The sequence below is a fragment of the Nonomuraea sp. NPDC049141 genome, assembly GCF_040648415.1.
In the GTDB taxonomy this organism is placed as follows: Bacteria; Actinomycetota; Actinomycetes; order Streptosporangiales; family Streptosporangiaceae; genus Nonomuraea.
Window position 1 is genome coordinate 306,577 of sequence record NZ_JBEZDR010000007.1, and the last position, 16,018, is coordinate 322,594.

Annotated in this window: 13 protein-coding genes; 6 read left to right on the forward strand and 7 right to left on the reverse strand. The window is 72.1% G+C overall.

Annotation, left to right across the window (positions count from 1 at the left end; translation table 11 throughout):
- Window positions 1-67: 67 nt before the first annotated feature.
- Window positions 68-1,879, forward strand: a complete 1,812-nt coding sequence (locus AB0B91_RS22990) for a hemerythrin domain-containing protein (RefSeq protein ID WP_358323577.1) — start codon at window positions 68-70, stop codon at window positions 1,877-1,879.
- 7 nt (window positions 1,880-1,886) lie between these two features.
- Here AB0B91_RS22990 and AB0B91_RS22995 read toward each other — a convergent pair whose 3' ends face one another.
- Window positions 1,887-4,628, reverse strand: a complete 2,742-nt coding sequence (locus AB0B91_RS22995; RefSeq protein ID WP_358322905.1) for an AAA family ATPase — start codon at window positions 4,626-4,628, stop codon at window positions 1,887-1,889.
- Between the two features lie 194 nt (window positions 4,629-4,822).
- On the opposite strand from AB0B91_RS22995, the gene AB0B91_RS23000 reads away from it, so the two are divergent.
- From AB0B91_RS23000 to AB0B91_RS23015, 4 genes are all read left to right on the forward strand, one after another.
- Entirely contained in the window at window positions 4,823-5,794 is a 972-nt protein-coding gene (locus tag AB0B91_RS23000) for a hypothetical protein (protein ID WP_358322908.1), read from the forward strand.
- The gene (locus AB0B91_RS23005) at window positions 5,794-7,362 is read left to right on the forward strand and encodes a clostripain-related cysteine peptidase (protein ID WP_358322910.1); all 1,569 of its coding nucleotides are present in this window, start codon (window positions 5,794-5,796) and stop codon (window positions 7,360-7,362) included. The genes AB0B91_RS23000 and AB0B91_RS23005 overlap by 1 nt, the downstream gene beginning before the upstream one ends.
- Before the next feature lie 74 nt (window positions 7,363-7,436).
- On the forward strand, window positions 7,437-8,537 hold the full coding sequence (locus AB0B91_RS23010) for a winged helix DNA-binding domain-containing protein (RefSeq protein WP_358322913.1): 1,101 nt from the start codon (window positions 7,437-7,439) through the stop codon (window positions 8,535-8,537).
- A 59-nt stretch (window positions 8,538-8,596) separates the two neighbouring features.
- The gene (locus AB0B91_RS23015) at window positions 8,597-9,541 is read left to right on the forward strand and encodes a sugar kinase (RefSeq protein WP_358322915.1); all 945 of its coding nucleotides are present in this window, start codon (window positions 8,597-8,599) and stop codon (window positions 9,539-9,541) included.
- A gap of 72 nt (window positions 9,542-9,613) precedes the next feature.
- Here AB0B91_RS23015 and AB0B91_RS23020 read toward each other — a convergent pair whose 3' ends face one another.
- The gene (locus tag AB0B91_RS23020) at window positions 9,614-10,108 is read right to left on the reverse strand and encodes a DUF4232 domain-containing protein (protein WP_358322917.1); all 495 of its coding nucleotides are present in this window, start codon (window positions 10,106-10,108) and stop codon (window positions 9,614-9,616) included.
- Window positions 10,108-10,794: a hemerythrin domain-containing protein gene (locus AB0B91_RS23025; protein WP_358322920.1), complete on the reverse strand. Its 687-nt coding sequence runs from the start codon at window positions 10,792-10,794 to the stop codon at window positions 10,108-10,110. The genes AB0B91_RS23020 and AB0B91_RS23025 overlap by 1 nt, the downstream gene beginning before the upstream one ends.
- A gap of 67 nt (window positions 10,795-10,861) precedes the next feature.
- Here AB0B91_RS23025 and AB0B91_RS23030 point away from each other — a divergent pair, with 67 nt between their 5' ends.
- On the forward strand, window positions 10,862-11,236 hold the full coding sequence (locus AB0B91_RS23030) for a BlaI/MecI/CopY family transcriptional regulator (protein WP_219530211.1): 375 nt from the start codon (window positions 10,862-10,864) through the stop codon (window positions 11,234-11,236).
- A gap of 14 nt (window positions 11,237-11,250) precedes the next feature.
- On the opposite strand, the gene AB0B91_RS23035 is transcribed toward AB0B91_RS23030, so the two are convergent.
- From AB0B91_RS23035 to AB0B91_RS23050, 4 genes are read right to left on the reverse strand one after another with little or no spacing between them, the layout of a single operon-like run.
- On the reverse strand, window positions 11,251-12,159 hold the full coding sequence (locus AB0B91_RS23035; RefSeq protein ID WP_358322923.1) for a dihydrodipicolinate synthase family protein: 909 nt from the start codon (window positions 12,157-12,159) through the stop codon (window positions 11,251-11,253).
- Entirely contained in the window at window positions 12,156-13,145 is a 990-nt protein-coding gene (locus AB0B91_RS23040; RefSeq protein WP_358322926.1) for an ABC transporter ATP-binding protein, read from the reverse strand. Before AB0B91_RS23040 ends, AB0B91_RS23035 begins: the two co-directional genes overlap by 4 nt.
- The gene (locus AB0B91_RS23045) at window positions 13,138-15,072 is read right to left on the reverse strand and encodes a dipeptide/oligopeptide/nickel ABC transporter permease/ATP-binding protein (protein WP_358322928.1); all 1,935 of its coding nucleotides are present in this window, start codon (window positions 15,070-15,072) and stop codon (window positions 13,138-13,140) included. Before AB0B91_RS23045 ends, AB0B91_RS23040 begins: the two co-directional genes overlap by 8 nt.
- A complete protein-coding gene (locus AB0B91_RS23050; protein WP_358322931.1) occupies window positions 15,072-16,013 on the reverse strand; it encodes an ABC transporter permease in 942 nt (313 codons plus the stop codon). Before AB0B91_RS23050 ends, AB0B91_RS23045 begins: the two co-directional genes overlap by 1 nt.
- Between the last annotated feature and the right edge of the window lie 5 nt (window positions 16,014-16,018).

Consider the following 16,018-nt stretch of genomic DNA (forward strand, 5'->3'; position numbering starts at 1 on the left):
GGCGCGCGGGGGACCTGTGACGTCTTGCAACCAAATCACGATTTCGTGCATCTAAGCAGCAGTGACGATGCGCTTGGTGCCCGGTGACCCCGAGAGACTTGGCGGCTACTGGCTGGCCGGGCGGCTCGGCGCGGGCGGCCGCGGCGTGGTCTACGACGCCTACAACGACGAAGGCCGCCGGTTCGCGATCAAGGTGCCGCGCGGTGAGGTCACCAGGCAGCTCGCCGAGGCCGTCGGCCTGGTGAAGCCGCGCTATCTGGCCCGGGTGGTCGGCGTCGGGCTGGACAGCGAGAGTCCGTACATCGTCAGTGAGTTCGCCGACGGGCCCGATCTGCGGCAGGCGGTGGCCGTTCATGGGCCGTACGCGGGCGACGAGCTGCGCGCGCTGGCGACCGCGCTGGCGACCGCGCTCAGCACCTTGCACGAGGCGGGCATCGCGCACCGCGACCTGAAGCCCGAGAACGTCCTGCTGGCCCCGGACGGGCCGCGAGTGATCGACTACGGCATGGCGGCCGGTGGCCCGTTCGGTGGGCGGCGCACCTACCTGGCGCCCGAGGTGCTCACCGGGCAGCGGGCCGGGGCGGCGGCCGACGTGTTCGCCTGGGGCGCGGTCGTGCTCTACGCGGCCACCGGCCGCGACCCGTTCCAGGGCGAGAGCCTCGGCGGGATCATGCACCGGCTGCTGACCGTCGACCCGGACCTGGGCGATCTGCCGCCGCCGCTGCGCGACCTGGCCGGACGCGCCCTGGCCAAGAACCCGGCCGACCGTCCTTCCGCCGCGGAGCTGCTGGTCGGCGGCTCTACTGAGCTGCGCCCGCCCAGCGGGATGACCGGGCCGCGCTCGCTGGGCGAGGTGGCCGAGGAGGCGTACGCCTCACTCACCCCGGCACAGCAGGGCGAGCTGCCCGGCCTGCTGCTGCGCCTGCTCGACGGCGAGGAGGTCAAGGACAACGGCGACGAAGGCGGCGTGCTGACCCGCCTGGTGGCCGCCGGCCTGCTGGTACGGCTCAGCGTCCGGGTCGAGCCCACCACGACCGAGGTGGGCAAGCTGGTGGCGATCAGCGACGACCGGGTCGCCCCGGCCAGCGCCGCGCTCTTCCGCGCCTGGCCACGCCTACGCGCCTGGGCGGCCAAGGACTCGGCGGCCCGGAAGCACGCAGGCGGCTCCCCCACCCGGCGATCAGACGGCTCCCCTGCCCAGCGACCGGACCTCGCGCCGGTCCGCGCCGTACAGAAGAATCCCGCCGTCGCTTCCCGCGAAGACGGCGAGCCCAGCCCCGACCTCACCTCGATGTACATCATCCACCGCGCCATGCTGGCCGACCTGCGGCGGCTCACCGAGCTGCTGGCCCGGCCCGCCGAGCTCAGCGAGGCCAGGAGCAGGGCGGTGCGCCGCTACGCGGCCTCGCTGCTGACCGAGGTCGACCATCATCACACCGACGAGGCCGACCTCCTGTGGCCGGTCATCGAGCGCGCCGCGGGCCAGGCCGTCGATCTGACCCCCTACACCGACGGCCACCAGGCGCTCGGCCCGCTGCTGGACCGCTGCCGCGCCGCGCTGACCGGCGACCTGGACGCGCTAGGCCGGGAGCTGGGCGAGCTGTTGGGATTCCTCGACGAGCACATCGCCGAGGAGGAGTCCGAGCTGTTCCCGATCGTCTTGCGGTTCGTCCCGTTCGACGCTTTTGCGCGGGTGGAGAAGCAGGTCGCCAAGCGGGCCACGCTGCGCGAGCTGACCTTCATCGCGCCATGGCTGCTCCGCCACGCCACGCCGGAGGAGGCCGCGCGGCTGCTCAAGGGGGCGGGCCGGCCGCTGCGCCTGGTGGCGGCCGCCACCAGGCCGGGCTACACCCGGCGCGAACGCCAGATCTTCGGCTAGCCACCCCCTACTCTCGAAGATCGCTGAGCCGACCGATCAGCGCGGTACGCGAGGTGATGCCGAGCTTGGTGTAGATGTGGCTCAGGTGGTACTCGACCGTCTTGACGCTGAGCACCAGCTTCCGCGCGGCCTGCCGGTTCGTCAGCCCACGGCTGATCAGCACCGCCACGGTGTGCTCCTGCGGGGTCAGCCCGAGCCGCGCCGTGTCCCGCGCGCGCGGCGCCGACCGGCCGCTCGCGGCCAGCTCCAGACCGCACTGCTCCAGGTACGGCAGCGCGCCCAGCCTGGAGAGCGTGACCTGGGCCGCCTCCAGTTGCTCGGCCGCGGCGGCCCGGCGCCCCCTGCGCCGCAGGAACGTACCGTAGGCGAGCTGGATCCTGGCCTCCTCGAACGGCATGTCGAGCTTGGCCGAGTGTTCGAGCGCGGTCTGGAACGCGGACTCGGCCTCGGCCGAAGCGTGCCTGGCGGCCTGCAGCGCGGCCCTGGCACGGGCGGTGGCGGCCAGCGCGCTGCGCCGCTCCTGGTCCATCGCCTGCCGCTCCCACCGCCCGAGCACGTTCTCGGCCTCGTCCGGGTCGCCGGCGTTGACCAGCGCGTCGGCCAGGAGCCCCGGCCAGAACGCCATCGCCGGTTCGCAGGGCAGGTGCGTCCTGGTCAGCGGGGTGAGCGCGGCGATCACCGCTTCGTGGTCGCCGCGGGCCGTGGCGGCCAGGCCGTCGGCGCTGGCCGTACTGACCTGGGCGATGAGGTTGTCCGGGTGGCCGGCGGCGCGGGCGGCGCGTACGTGGGCGGTGGCGCGGTCCCACTCGCCGCGGGCGGCGGGCACCAGCGCGGCCACGGCGTGCGCGTAGGCGGCCAGCCAGAGCTGGCCGAAGTCGTCGGCGGCCAGCGCGCCGGACTCGGCGTGCAGGACAGCCTCGTCCCACCGCCCGAGCCGGTAGTCCACCTGGGCCAGCGCGGTCTCCACCAGCAGCTGGAAGGCCGCGGAGCGGCCGTTGCCCACGGCCAGCGCGCCGGCCAGGTCCTCGTGCGCGCCTGAGAGATCATCGCTCCACAGGCGCAGCATGCCCCGGCCGAGCAGCGCGTCGAGCTCGCCGGAGTCGCTCTGCGCGGCGGCGGGCAGATTGCCGGAGCGCGCCAGCCCCTCCTCCACGCGACCGGCCAGTCCCAGCCCGACGAGCTCGGCGAACCGCACCAGGTCCCCGTCGGCCTGCTCGGCCCAGCGCACCGCGTCGGCGCCGCGCCCGCCCGCGAGCGCGGCCATGGCCTGCCGGCCGGCGATCCCGGCCGCCAGGCCGCACTGCCGCTTGGCGTGCGGCCAGGCGGTGTCGAGGTGCCTGCCCGCCTCGTCGAGCCGCCCGTTGACCAGCGCCACGGACCCGAGCGCGTAGTCGCGCACCCCGGGATCGGCCGCGGGCGCCACCTGCGCGGCCAGCTCGGCCGCCTCACCCGGCCGGCCGGCCGCGACCAGCGCCTCCACGGCCTCCGCGATGAGCCGGTCCCGCTCGCTCCCCTCCTGGGTGAGCTGTACGGCCCGCGCCAGGCAGCCGCAGGCGTTCGACCAGAGCCCGGCCGCGGCCTGGCTGCGCCCGATCTCGGCCACCTCGCCCACCAGCGCGTCGTCCACCCGGTCGGCGGCCGAGAGCCGGTGGTGCAGCCGGTGCACCACGTCGGCGACGAGGTCGGCGGCCAGCAGGTGCAGCCGGCGCCGGGTGGCCGGGCCGAGATCGTCGTAGATGGCGGCCCTGACCAGCGGATTGGGGAAGCCGAGCGACACCCCGGCGCCGGTGCGCCACTCGACGAGCAGGCCGACGGCGACCGCCTGTTCGAGGGCGGGGAGCGGCTCGTCCAGCTCGGCCATCCGGGCCACCAGGTGCAGCGGGGCCGAGGTGCCGAGCACGGCGGCCGCGGTGACCAGCCGCTGGGCCGGCTTGCCGCACTCGGCCAGCCGGCCGCGTACCAGGGCGGTGTAGGAACGGGGTGCGGGCAGCGGGGCGTCCACGTCGGCCAGGGTCTCCGGGCGTACCTGCTGGAGCAGCGCGCGGACGTGCAGCGGTACGCCCTTGGTGTGCCGGTGCAGCCGCTCGGCCGCCTGGGGCGTCAGGCGCACCGGGCCGAGCCGCCCGCTCAGCGCCTGCACCTCTCGCACGCTCAGCCCGCCGAGCGGCAGGCGGAGCGCGGAGCCGCCGCGCAGCAGCCGGCGCAGACCGTCGGGCAGCCGGGGATGGTCGCTCTCCCTGACGATGACGATGGCGAGCACCCGGTCGTTACGCAGCCTGCGCAGCGCGAACGTCAGCGCCTGCAGCGACAGCAGGTCCGCCCAGCCACCACCGTCGACCACCATGACGACCGGGGCCACGCGCTGGAGCTGCCGGAGTAGGTCGAGCAGCGCCGTGCCGACCACCAGCGGGTCGGGGTGCTCGGGCTCGCCCATGGACGGCAACTGGGCCAGCGGCTCCGGTACGGGCTGCGCCTGGGCACCGAGCTGGCCCAGCACGCCGTACGGCAGTTCGGCCTCGCTCTCCTCTCCACTCACATCCAGCACCAGCGCTCTTTCGACGTTGGCGAGGAACTCGTGCACCAGCGCGGTCTTGCCTATCCCCGCAGGTCCCTCCACCACCACCAGGCCGGACCGGCTCTCGAAGGCGCGGCCGAGCTGGGCGTGGAGCACCGCCAGCTCTCGGCCTCGGCCGACGAACTGCTCGTCGCGGGAGCGCTCTGGTCCGGTGAGTACGGCGCGGGCTGTCATGGACTCACCCCCAGACCAACTCATGGTGAGCCTTAGGCCGCCAAGCGTCTAGTCACTGTTTGGCCTGAGTCGCCCGATTCGATCCCTAGGGAAGAGCCCCGGGGTTATCCCCAGGGCGTTCCCGGATGTCCGAAGTGACCACCGTTCATAGCGTCCAACGAGGACGAATGCCGCCAAAGACGTCGGGAGATGACATGCCGTCCTACATCGCTGAGGAGCAGCGGGGAACCGAAGCACGGATGCTCAACGTGCTCCTTCCCACCATCCTCCAGAACCTCCAGCTGATCCATCCGGCCGCCAACCAGTTCGGCGCGCCCCCGATGACGGTCTGGCCCGTCGTGGAACAGCGGAACCTCACGCAGCCGCAGCAAGGCCCCTCGTTCCCCATCCCGTCGCAGCTGGCGATGGACCGGTCGTTCATGGATCTCGTCTCCGTGGCCGTACCGACCGTACAGGCGCTCATGCCGCCGCTCGTGGAGCAGCTGCTCTCGTTCGGGCCGCCCAAGCCGGACATCGACCAGAACGAGGAGGACCGCTTCCTCCAGTTCGCGCCGCAGCTCGTCGGCACGCTCGCGCCGATCGTCGTACAGCTCCTGCCGGGCCTGCTGCAGAACATGGCCGGCCACCGCGGCGAGCAGCCGGTGCGCGTCACCGACCGGGAGCTCAACCAGCGCTTCTTCGGGCCGATCACGCAGGCCGTACTGCCCGCTGTCGTGTCCGCGCTGCCCGAACTGCTCGCCATCGTGCACGGCGACCAGCGCTCGCCCGTCCGATACGAGCGGATGCCCGGCCACGGCCTCTTCCAGCTGATCCGCATCAGCAGGAACGAGCTGCTCAACGGCCACCGGATGCACGACGGCGACGTGATCTACCTGACCGAGACGCCGGCGCCGCCCGGCACCACCGAGGTCCGCGTCAGCACCGCCCCCCACGGCCTGTGGTGGAAGGGCGTGCAGGTCACCGACGACAGCGATCGGCAGATCTGCTTCGTCGAGACCGGCGGCGCCGACCATGCCGGCTTCGACTCCAGGTCCGTCCAGCAGGGCGGCTGCGTCGTGCTGTGGAAGGCCAAGATGTTCGGCGTCCACACCCCGATGTACGTCATCCCGATCGGCGATCTGTCGCCCGACGCCAAGTGCTTCACCTTCCACTGGGCAGCCGGCTGATGGCCGAGACCCCGCTGCGGCTCGGCAGCGGAGGAGAAGAGGTCCGGCGGCTCCAGGAGCTGCTGCGCAGCCGCGGCTACCGCATCCAGGCCGACGGCTACTTCGGCGGCTCGACCTACGGCGCGGTGCTCGGCTTCCAGCAGCGCCATCGGATCCCCGCCGACGGCATCGCGGGTGCCGCCACCTGGCGGGCGCTCGGGGAGACCCGGAGCGACCCCGCCGATCGGGAGAGCACGCCACAGGGCCCGGCCCCGTGGACGTTCATGGTCTACCTGGCGGGCAACAACAGCCTGTCCGACGCGGCCGGCCGGGATCTTGAGGAGTTGCGCGCCCTCTCGTCGTACAACGGCGTGCGGGTCACCGCCTTCGTCAAGCGCCACGGCATCCAGGGCCGGGCCCAGCACATGGAGCTCAGCCCTGGAGGCACGCAGGACGTGGTCGAGGAGCTCGCTCCCCCGGTCGACCCCGGCCATCCGCAGACGCTCGTCGACTTCGCCCGCTGGACCGCCAGGCGCGCGCCCGCCGAGCGCTACGCGCTGGTGATCTGGAACCACGGCGGCGGCTGGGGCCCGGACGACCTGAACCAGCTCTACACGCAGGCCAGGGGACGGGCCGTGCGGCACGACGTCGAGCAGGGCTACATCCGGCGGGTGCCCCGCGCCGCCCCGGCCGAAGGCGAGCCGTCGTTCTCCGAGCTGACCCGGCTGACCGAGACGCCCGAGATCAGCAAGTGCGTGTTCTCCACGTCCCTGCGCCGGCTCCTGACCCTGCCCACCGGCCACGCCCGGGCCATCTCCAGTGACGACGGCACCCTGCACTCGATGGACACCATCGAGCTGTACAACGTGCTGCGGCAGCTGCACACCGACCTGGGCCGGCCGATCGACCTGCTGGGCATGGACGCCTGCCTGATGAGCAGTCTGGAGGTGTGCTACCAGATCCGCGAGCACGTCGGCGTCGTGGTGGGCTCGGAGGAGAGGGAGCCCAACGAGGGCTGGCCGTACACGGAGATCCTCACCACGCTCGCGGCCAACCCGCGGATGGACGCCAGGGACCTCGGCCGGACCGTCGTCGAGGAGTACCTGCGGTCCTACCGGGCCAGTCCGACGACCGTCACGCAGTGCGCGGTGGACGCGACGCGGATCGAGGAGTTCATGCGGGAGTTCGAGACCCTCGCCGAGTCCCTGCGCGGGCAGGTGCGGGCCAACCGGTCGGTCGTGGACAGCGTGCAGTCGGTCGCCACCCGGTTCCACACCGACCGGTCGCTGATCGACCTGCGTACGCTCTGCCTGGCACTGATCGCCGACACCCGGACGGACCCCACGCTGGCCTCCGTCGCGGACAAGATGATCGCCCTGCACAACCCGGGCGGTTTCATCATCCACGAGGACCGGCAGGGCGCCAAGGTGGAGGACTGCGGCGGCCTCAGCGCGTACTTCCCGATGGAGCGGACAATCTCCCCGTACTACGCGGACCTGCAGATCGCCCGGGACACCGAATGGGACAGGTTCCTCAAGGAATACGCCGACGCTCGGGGTATCGGCGGGAGGCGACCGCACCGACCATGATCCGGCGACGGTGCCGGTGACATTGGGGCTATCGCGGCCAGGGACCGGCCGCGATGGCCCCTACCTTGTGTCGCATGGACCCCCTTCTCAGCCGCCGGGCCCTCAACCGGGCCACTCTCGACCGTCAGTTGCTGCTCCGCCGTACGGACCTGCCCGTGCTCGACGTCGTCGAGCGCCTCGGCGGGCTCCAGGCGCAGACCCCCCACACCTGGTACACCGGCCTGTGGAACCGTGTCGAGGGCTTCCAGGCCAGGACCGCCTCCGACCTCCTGGCCTCGCGGGCGCTCGTCCGCATCGCGTTGCAGCGCTCGACCATCCACCTGGTGAGCGCGCGTGACTGCCTGGCCATGCGGCCGCTGGTGCAGGTCGTCACCGAGCGGATGACCAGGAGCACCTTCGGTAAACGCCTGCGGGGGGTGGACCTCGACGAGCTCGCCACGGCCGGCCGGGCGCTGCTCGAAGCCCAGCCGATGACCTTCGCTCAGCTCGGGAAGGCCCTGGCCGAGCGGTGGCCGGGCAACGACCCGCACGCGCTGGGGCAGGGAGTGCGGTGGCTGGTGCCGCTGGTGCAGGTGCCGCCCCGCGGGCTGTGGGGCCAGGCCGGGCCGGTCGCGCACACCAGCGCCGAATCGTGGCTCGGACTGTCGGTGCCCCCGATGACAGCGGCCGAGCTGGTGGTGCGCTACCTCACGGCGTTCGGGCCGGCCTCGGTCATGGACGTGCAGACCTGGTCGGGGCTGACCCGGCTGGGCGAGGTGGTGGAGTCCATGGACCTGGTCCGGTTCCGCGACGAGTCGGGCCGGCTGCTGTACGACCTGCCGGACGCGGTCCGGCCCGACGCGGACACGCCGGCACCGGTGCGGCTGATGTACGACTTCGACAACCTCTTCCTGTCGCACGCCGACCGGTCGAGGGTCATCACCGAGGCGGCGACCGCCGCGCTGAGCGGCTTCACAGGCACCAACGTGGTGCCGCGCATCATCCTGGTCGACGGGTTCCCGATGGGCGACTGGACGGTGAGCCGGGCCAAGGGCACCTCGACGCTCGGCATCCACCGGTGGCGGCCGATCTCCGGTCTCGACGCGGTGATCGAGGAGGGAACCCGGCTGCTGGAGTTCCTGGCGCCGGACGACCGGCACGACCTCGCCGTCTTCGACCACCCGTCCAGGACCTGAGAGCAGTGGGATACGCTGCGCCGGTCCGCCCGCACTGTCCGGAAGGCTGAGAAAGTCCCATGAGCGATCTGGTGACCTTCGGTGAGACGATGGCGCTGTTCGCGGCCCGCCGCACCGGTCCGCTGCGTTTCGCCCGCGACTTCGACCTGGGTGTCGGCGGCGCCGAGTCGAACGTCGCCATCGGCGTCACCCGCCTGGGCCACAGCGCCACCTGGATCAGCCGGGTCGGGGCCGACGAGTTCGGCGAGCTGATCCGCTTCACGCTCCAGGGCGAGGGCGTCGACGTCCGGGCCATCACCGACCCGGACGCGCCGACCGGGCTGATGATCAAGGGCCGGCGGACGGCCGACCTCGTCGACGTCCGCTACTACCGGGCGAAGAGCGCCGCCTCCAGGATCACGCCCGGCGACCTCGATCCCGCGCTCATCGAGACCGCCCGGGTGCTGCACGTCTCCGCGATCACGCCGGCTCTGTCGGCGTCCGCCCGCGAGACCGTACGGCACGCGATCGCCGTGGCCCGTGCGGCCGGGGTGTTCGTGTCGCTGGACATCAACTACCGCCGGGCGCTGTGGACGCCCGAGGAGGCCGGCGCCTGGCTGCGCGAGACCGTCGGCGACGTGGACGTGCTGTTCGCGACCGTGCCGGAGGGCCGGCTGATCGCTGACGTCGCAGATGCCGCCGACCTGGCCAAGGCGCTGGCCTCGCTCGGTCCCGGGCACGTGCTGGTCAAGTCGGGTGCCGAGGGGGCGCTGGAGTTCTCCGGCGGCTCGGTGCGGCAGGCTCGGCCGTACCAGGTGACGGAGGTCGACCCGGTGGGCGCCGGGGACGCGTTCGCGGCCGGGTGGCTCGCCGACTGGCTGGCCGGCGCGGACGCCGAGCAGCGGCTGCGCACGGCGTGCGCGGCAGGGGCGTTCGCGGTGACCTCGCAGGGCGACTGGGAGAGCCTGCCCAGCCGCTCCGACCTGAACCTCCTCCAGCGCCCCGCCGACGGCGTCAGCCGCTAGCCGCCCCGGCACGGCCAGGCCCGCGCCGGTCTGGCACCTGACCGGCGCGGACGTCGAGCCCCCGCCGGTCGGTCACTTGATCGGTGTGACGTCGAGTCGGCCCTGGTCGCACACGCGGTCGACGGTGAACGGGATCTCCGTGTGCGCCCGCTCGTCCGGCGGGATGATCATCAGCCGGGCCGCGCCGGGACAGGTGGTCTCGGTGCCGGTCTCGACGACGGTCCAGTGGAGGGTCGCGCGGGCGCTGCCGCCGGGCCTGAGCGTCACCTTCGGCTTCGCTCCCGGCGTCCGGCGGACGCGGGTCCGCAGGGCGTCACCCTGCTTGTCGAACATCACCAGCCCCGGATAGCCCTGCAGCGTGCACGCGGCCCGCGACCGGTTGGTGAACACCAGCGGCGCGTTGCGGTTGCCCGCCCCGGCGTCCACCCTGCCCAGCCGCACCTGGAGCTGCGGCGCGGAGCAGCGCCCCGGGGCAGCGGCCTGCCGCGCGGTCTCCTGCGCCAACGCGGGGGCGGCGCCGCCGGCCAGCAGCAGCCCGCCCACGAGTACGGCAATCCTGAACGTCATCATGTGTGCTTCGACGCGTGAAACACACCAAGAGTTCTCCGCCGAACCTTTTGGCACTCGCGCCGGTATTGCCGCTGCCCGACCAGTCTCCACAGGACCCGGGCGGCCATCGGCATCAGGGCGAGAAACGCCTCCCGCTCCCACGGGGTGGCATCCTCCAGCAGCGCGCCGAGCTGGATCAGCAGCCGATCCTTGGGCAGCTGCGCGCGGGCGTACTCCGACAGCGTGTCCCACTCGGCCTTGGTCAGGTGCTCGGCGACGAGTGGCAGGATGCGCTCCTCCTCCTGGTCAAGGTGGACGAGCAGTTCCTCGTGCAGGTCGAGCAGCGTGTCGGCGAGCCGGTCCCGGCGGTCTTCGTCGGCCTCGGCGCGCCAGGCGGGCAGCAGCTCCTCCAGCTCCGAGATGTGCCCGGCGACGCGCTCGTGCTGCTCCTCCATCGTGCGGATGAGCTCGCTCTCCAGCCGCACCCGGCCGAGCAGCACCGGCCAGAGCAGCTTGTCCTCGGCCTCATGGTGGTGGTGCAGGCCGGTCAGCATCTCGCTCAGGTACGCGGCCAGCGTGCCGGACCGTTCGGTGTCGCCGGGGGCCACCTGCCGGATGAGCTCGGGGGCCAGCCTGAACTCGCGGCGGAACACGCGGTGGACGACCACCATCTCCCAGATGGCAGGACTGTTGTCATTATTCACGATGACAGGATGCGGGGCGCCGATTGCCAAATGATTGACCGCTGATCCAAGCCGTAGCATGTGCTTCATGAACCGCGGCCTGGGAGAGCTCGAGTCCACCATCATGGACAGGATGTGGTCCTACCGCAGGCCCGCCTCCGTCCGGGAGGTGCTCGAAGATCTGCGCGGAGAGCGGGAGATCGCCTACACCACGGTGATGACCGTGATGGACAAGCTCCACACCAAGGGCCTGCTCAAACGCAAGCCCGTCGGCCGTGCGTACGTCTACGAGCCGATCGCCTCCAAGGAGGCCTACACGGCCGACCTGATGCGCCGCGCCCTGGCCGGCAGCGGCAACCAGGCCGCCACGCTCGTGCACTTCCTCGAACGCCTCACCCCGGAGGAGGCCACCGCGCTGGAGGCGGCGCTGCAGGTCTTCCCGCCCAAGGACCGGCGCGCGTAGGGCCTGCCGGAACGTTACAGCAGGCCCGCGGTGGCCAGGTGCTTGCCGATGCGAGCGGTCTCCTCATCGTTCAGCGGGACCTGCGGCAGCGCGGTGGCCGGGTGGTCGATGACGCCGCGCAGGTGCAGCGCGGCCTTGAAGGCGCCGAGTCCCGACGAGCTCCCGCCCATCCGGTCGCCGCCGACCGTGACGATCTCGAACAGCCGTACCAGCCGCTCCTGCTCCAGCCGGGCCGCCTCCCAGTCACCCTGCCGAGCCGCCTGATAGAGCCGGACGTACCCGTGGGGATCCACATTGCCCAGGCCGGGCACCACGCCGTCGGCGCCCATCCACAGGGCGGAGTCCACCGTCACCTCGGACCCGGTCAGCACGCTGAACGGCGCCTCGCGGCCGAGGATCACCTGCCGCAGGCCGCCGTCGTCCCCGCTGGAATCCTTGACCCCGGCCAGCACCCCTTCGGCGGCGAGCCCCAGCAGGAGTTCGGCGGTCAACTTGGTGTGTACGGCAACCGGCAGATCATAGGCATAGACCGGCAATCCACTCTCAGCACTGATGGTCCGGAAATGGGTGCGGATCTCGGTGGGATGGGTGCGCGTGTAGAACGGCGCCGTCGCCACCAGCCCCGACACCCCGGCCTCGACCGCGACCCGCACGTGTTCGAGCACCCGCGGCGTCGTCATGTCGATCACCCCCGCCAGCACCGGCACCCGCCCGCCCACATGGCCGACCACGGTGTCGAGCACCACCCGGCGCTGGGCGTCGGGCAGGTAGGCCACCTCCGACGACGACCCGAGCACGAACAGCCCGTCCACCCCACCCTCGAGCAGGTGGTCGATCAGCCGGATCAGCGACGCGGCGTCCACCTGACGGTCGGGGGTCATCGGGGTGCATACCGGGGGGATCACACCGGTCAGCTTCGTCATACGCGCTCCTGGATCAGTTCGAGGTCGGTGGCTCCCGCCGCCACCGGGTGGTGGCAGTGGTAGAGGTGGTCGGCGTCGCTCCGCGCCGCGGGCCAGGCGGCGCCGCACTCCTCGTCGGCCCGCCAGCACCGGGTGCGGAACGGGCAACCGCTCGGCGGCCTGGTGGCCGAGGGCACGACGCCGACCAGCGGGATCGGGTTGATCGGCGAGATCAGCCCCGGCGTGGCGGAGAACAGCGCCCGCGTGTAGGGGTGCCGGGCGTTCAGGGGTACGGCGTGCGCGGGGGTCTGCTCGACGATCCTGCCCAGGTACATCGTCACCACCCGGTCGCTCATCCGCCGGACGGTCTGGATGTCGTGCGAGACGAACACCAGCGCCAGCCCGAGCCGCTCCTTCAGATCGAGCAGCAGGTTGAGTATCTGCGCCCGCACCGAGACGTCAAGGGCGCTGGTCGGCTCGTCGGCGATGAGCAGGTCGGGTTCGAGGGCGAGCGCCCTGGCGATGGCCACGCGCTGCCGCTGCCCGCCGGAGAGCTGGCCCGGCAGCAGATCCGCCGCGCCGGCGGGCAGGCCGACGAGGTCGAGGAGCTCGCGCACGCGGGCGTCCCGCTCGGCCGGGGTGCCGCGGCCGTGCACGTTGAGCGGGTCGCGGAGCACCTGCCTGATCGGCAGCCGCCGGTTGAGCGCCGTGGACGGGTCCTGAAATATCATCCCGACGCTCGACCCGATCATGCCCCGCCGCTCGGCGTCCTTGAGCGCCCACAGGTCCTTGCCGCGGAAGGTCACGGTGCCCGACGTCGGCCGTTGCAGCGCCACCAGCACCTTGGCGAGTGTGGACTTGCCGCAGCCCGACTCCCCTACGACGCCGACCGTCTCGCCGGCGCTGATCGTGAGGTTCGCCGCGGTCAGCGCGTGGACGCGGTCCCGCGAGAACAGCCCGCCCGAGCGGGCCTTGTGCACGACATGAACGTCCTTGAGCTCAAGCACGCTGATCACTCCCCACGAGGACGACAGCGGGATGGTGACACGCCACGGCGTGCTGCCGGGCGTCCCCCTCCAGCTCCGGTACGTCGGTACGGCACACGTCCGTCACCATCGGGCACCGGTCGGCGAAGCGGCAGCCGGCCGGGAAGTCCGCCGGCGCGGGCACCACACCGGGGATCTGGGTGAGCCGCTCGGCCCCCGACTCCAGCGACAGCACGGAGCCGAGCAGCCCGCGGGCGTAGTGGTGGGCGGGCGCGCCGACCAGCGTCGCCGTGGCGCCGGTCTCCACGATCTGCCCGCCGTACATGACGACCACGCGGTCGGTGACGTCGGCGATCAGCGCGAGGTCGTGGGAGACGAGGATCAGCGCGAACCCGAGCTCCTCGCGCAGCTTCAGCAGCAGCTCGATGACCTGCGCCTGGACGGTCACGTCGAGCGCGGTGGTGGGCTCGTCGGCGACGATCAGCTTGGGCTCGCGCGACAGCGCCATCGCGATCAGCACCCGCTGCCGCTGCCCGCCGGACAGCTCGTGCGGGTAGGAGGACAGGGTACGGCGGGCGTCCAGGCCGACCAGTTCGAGCAGTTCGGCCGGTGACCGGCGGCCACCGCGGCGGGTGACCTGTTTGAGCTGGGACTTGATGGTCATGGCCGGGTTCAGCGACGAGAGCGCGTCCTGGTAGATCATCGCCATCTCGTGGCCGAGCAGGCGGCGGCGGGCGCGGCGCGGCAGCGCGAGGAGTTCCTGCTGGTCGAAGCGGACGTGGCCGCTGACGCGGGCGTCGCGGGGCTGCAGGCCCATGATGGTCAGCGCGGTCAGCGACTTGCCGCAGCCGGACTCGCCGACCAGCCCGAGCACCTCGCCCGGCCGTACCTCGAAGGCGATGCCGTCGACGATGTCCACACCCTCGGTGAAGCCGATCCGCAGCCGCTCCACCGAGAGGATCGGCGGGCCCGAGGGCAGCGGGCGGGCCCGTTCGGCCAGTCTGCGGGCGGCCTCGGCCAGTCCCGGCAGCTCGACGAGCTCGCCGGAGCCCGGCCGGGCCGCCTCGAACGCGTCGTCCTTCTTGATCGCTGCCTTGCGGGCTGTGGGCGCGGCCCAGGCGTCGGAGATGCCTTCGGACAGGATGTTCAGGGCGAGCACGGTGATCAGGATGAGCAGGCCGGGGAAGACCGTGGCCCACCAGCCGCCGAGGAGCACCATGTTCTTGCCGTCGGCGATGACGCTGCCCCACGACGGGTTCGGCGGGCGTACGCCGGCGCCGATGAACGACAGCGACGCCTCGAAGACGATCGCGTCGGCCACCATCACCGTGCAGAACACCAGCACCGGCGCCGCGCAGTTGATGGCGATGTGCCGGAGCAGGATGTGCGGGGTGCGGGCGCCGATGATCCGCTCGGCCGCGACGTAGTCCTCGCCGTACTGGGCGATCACGTTGGCCCGCACGACCCGGGCCACCGACGGCATGTACAGGAAGGCCATCGCCATCACCAGCACCGGGATGCTGCCGCCGAACACCGCCACCAGCACGGCGGCCAGCGCGATGCCGGGGAAGGCCATGATCACGTCGAGCAGGCGCATGATCGTCTCGTCGACGGCCCGGCGGGAGGTGGCCGCGGCGGCGCCGATGACGGCCCCCACGACCAAGGCCAGGCCGGTCGCGCCGAGGCCGATGATCAGCGACCAGCGCGCGCCGTACAGGAGTCTGGAAAGGATGTCGCGGTTGGCGCTGTCCAGTCCCATCCAGTGACTCGCGGACGGGCCGCCGCCGGCGGCCTCCTGGAAGAGCGGCGAGTGCGGCGCGATCAGTGGCGCGAGCAGCGCGGCCAGTACGACCACGGCGACGACGCCCACGGCGACCCACGACATCGGCCGCAGCCGTTTGAAGGCGACGCCCGGCTTGGACAGGCGTTCCGTCAGTCCACGTCTCATCAGGCGGCGCTCCTGAGCCTGGGGTTGACCAGCAGGTACAGGACGTCGACCAGCAGGTTGACGACCATGAAGCCGATCGCGACGGTCAGCACGACGCCCTGCACGACCGCGGGGTCACCGTCGCGCACCGCGTTGATCATGAGCTGACCCATGCCCGGCAGGCCGTAGATCTGCTCGATGACCACCGCGCCGCCGATCAGGTAGCCGATGCGCAGGCCGAGCACGGTCAGCGGGTTGATCAGCGCGTTACGCAGCACGTTGCGGCCCACCACCACGATCGGCGGCAGCCCGCTGCCGATCGCGGTGCGTACGTAGTCGCGGTCGAGCTCCTCGACCATGGACGTACGGATGATCCTGGTGAGCTGGGCCGCGACCGGCAGCGACAGCGACAGGGCGGGCAGCGTCATCGAGCGCAGCCAGCCGCTCGTCGAGTCGGCCGGATTGATGTAGCCGCCGGTCGGGAACAGGCCCTGCCCCACGGCCAGCCACTGGATCATCAGCAGCGCCAGCCAGAACGCCGGAGCCGCCACCCCGACCAGCGAGACGATGCGGATCACCTGGTCGGGCCAGCGGTCACGGAACAGCGCCCCGGTGACACCGAAGATCAGCGCCAGCACGACCGCGATGAGCAGGCCGAGCAGCGTGAGCTGGAGGGTCAGCGGCAGCGCGGTCGTGACCGATTCGAGCACCGGCTTCTTGGTGAGCACGCTGGTGCCCAGGTCGCCCCTGGCCAGGTCGCCGATGAAGCGCAGGTAGCGCAGCGGCAGCGGGTCGAGCAGACCGTTCTCGACCTGGAACTGGTGGATCTGCTCGGGGGTCGGGTTCGCGCCCTGGAAGTAGGCGTACTCCGGCTTGCTGTTGGAGAAGCGCATCACGATGAACACGAACGCGGCGACCCCGAGCACCAGCGGGACCAGGACGAGAATCCGCCGGAGGAGCATTCTGG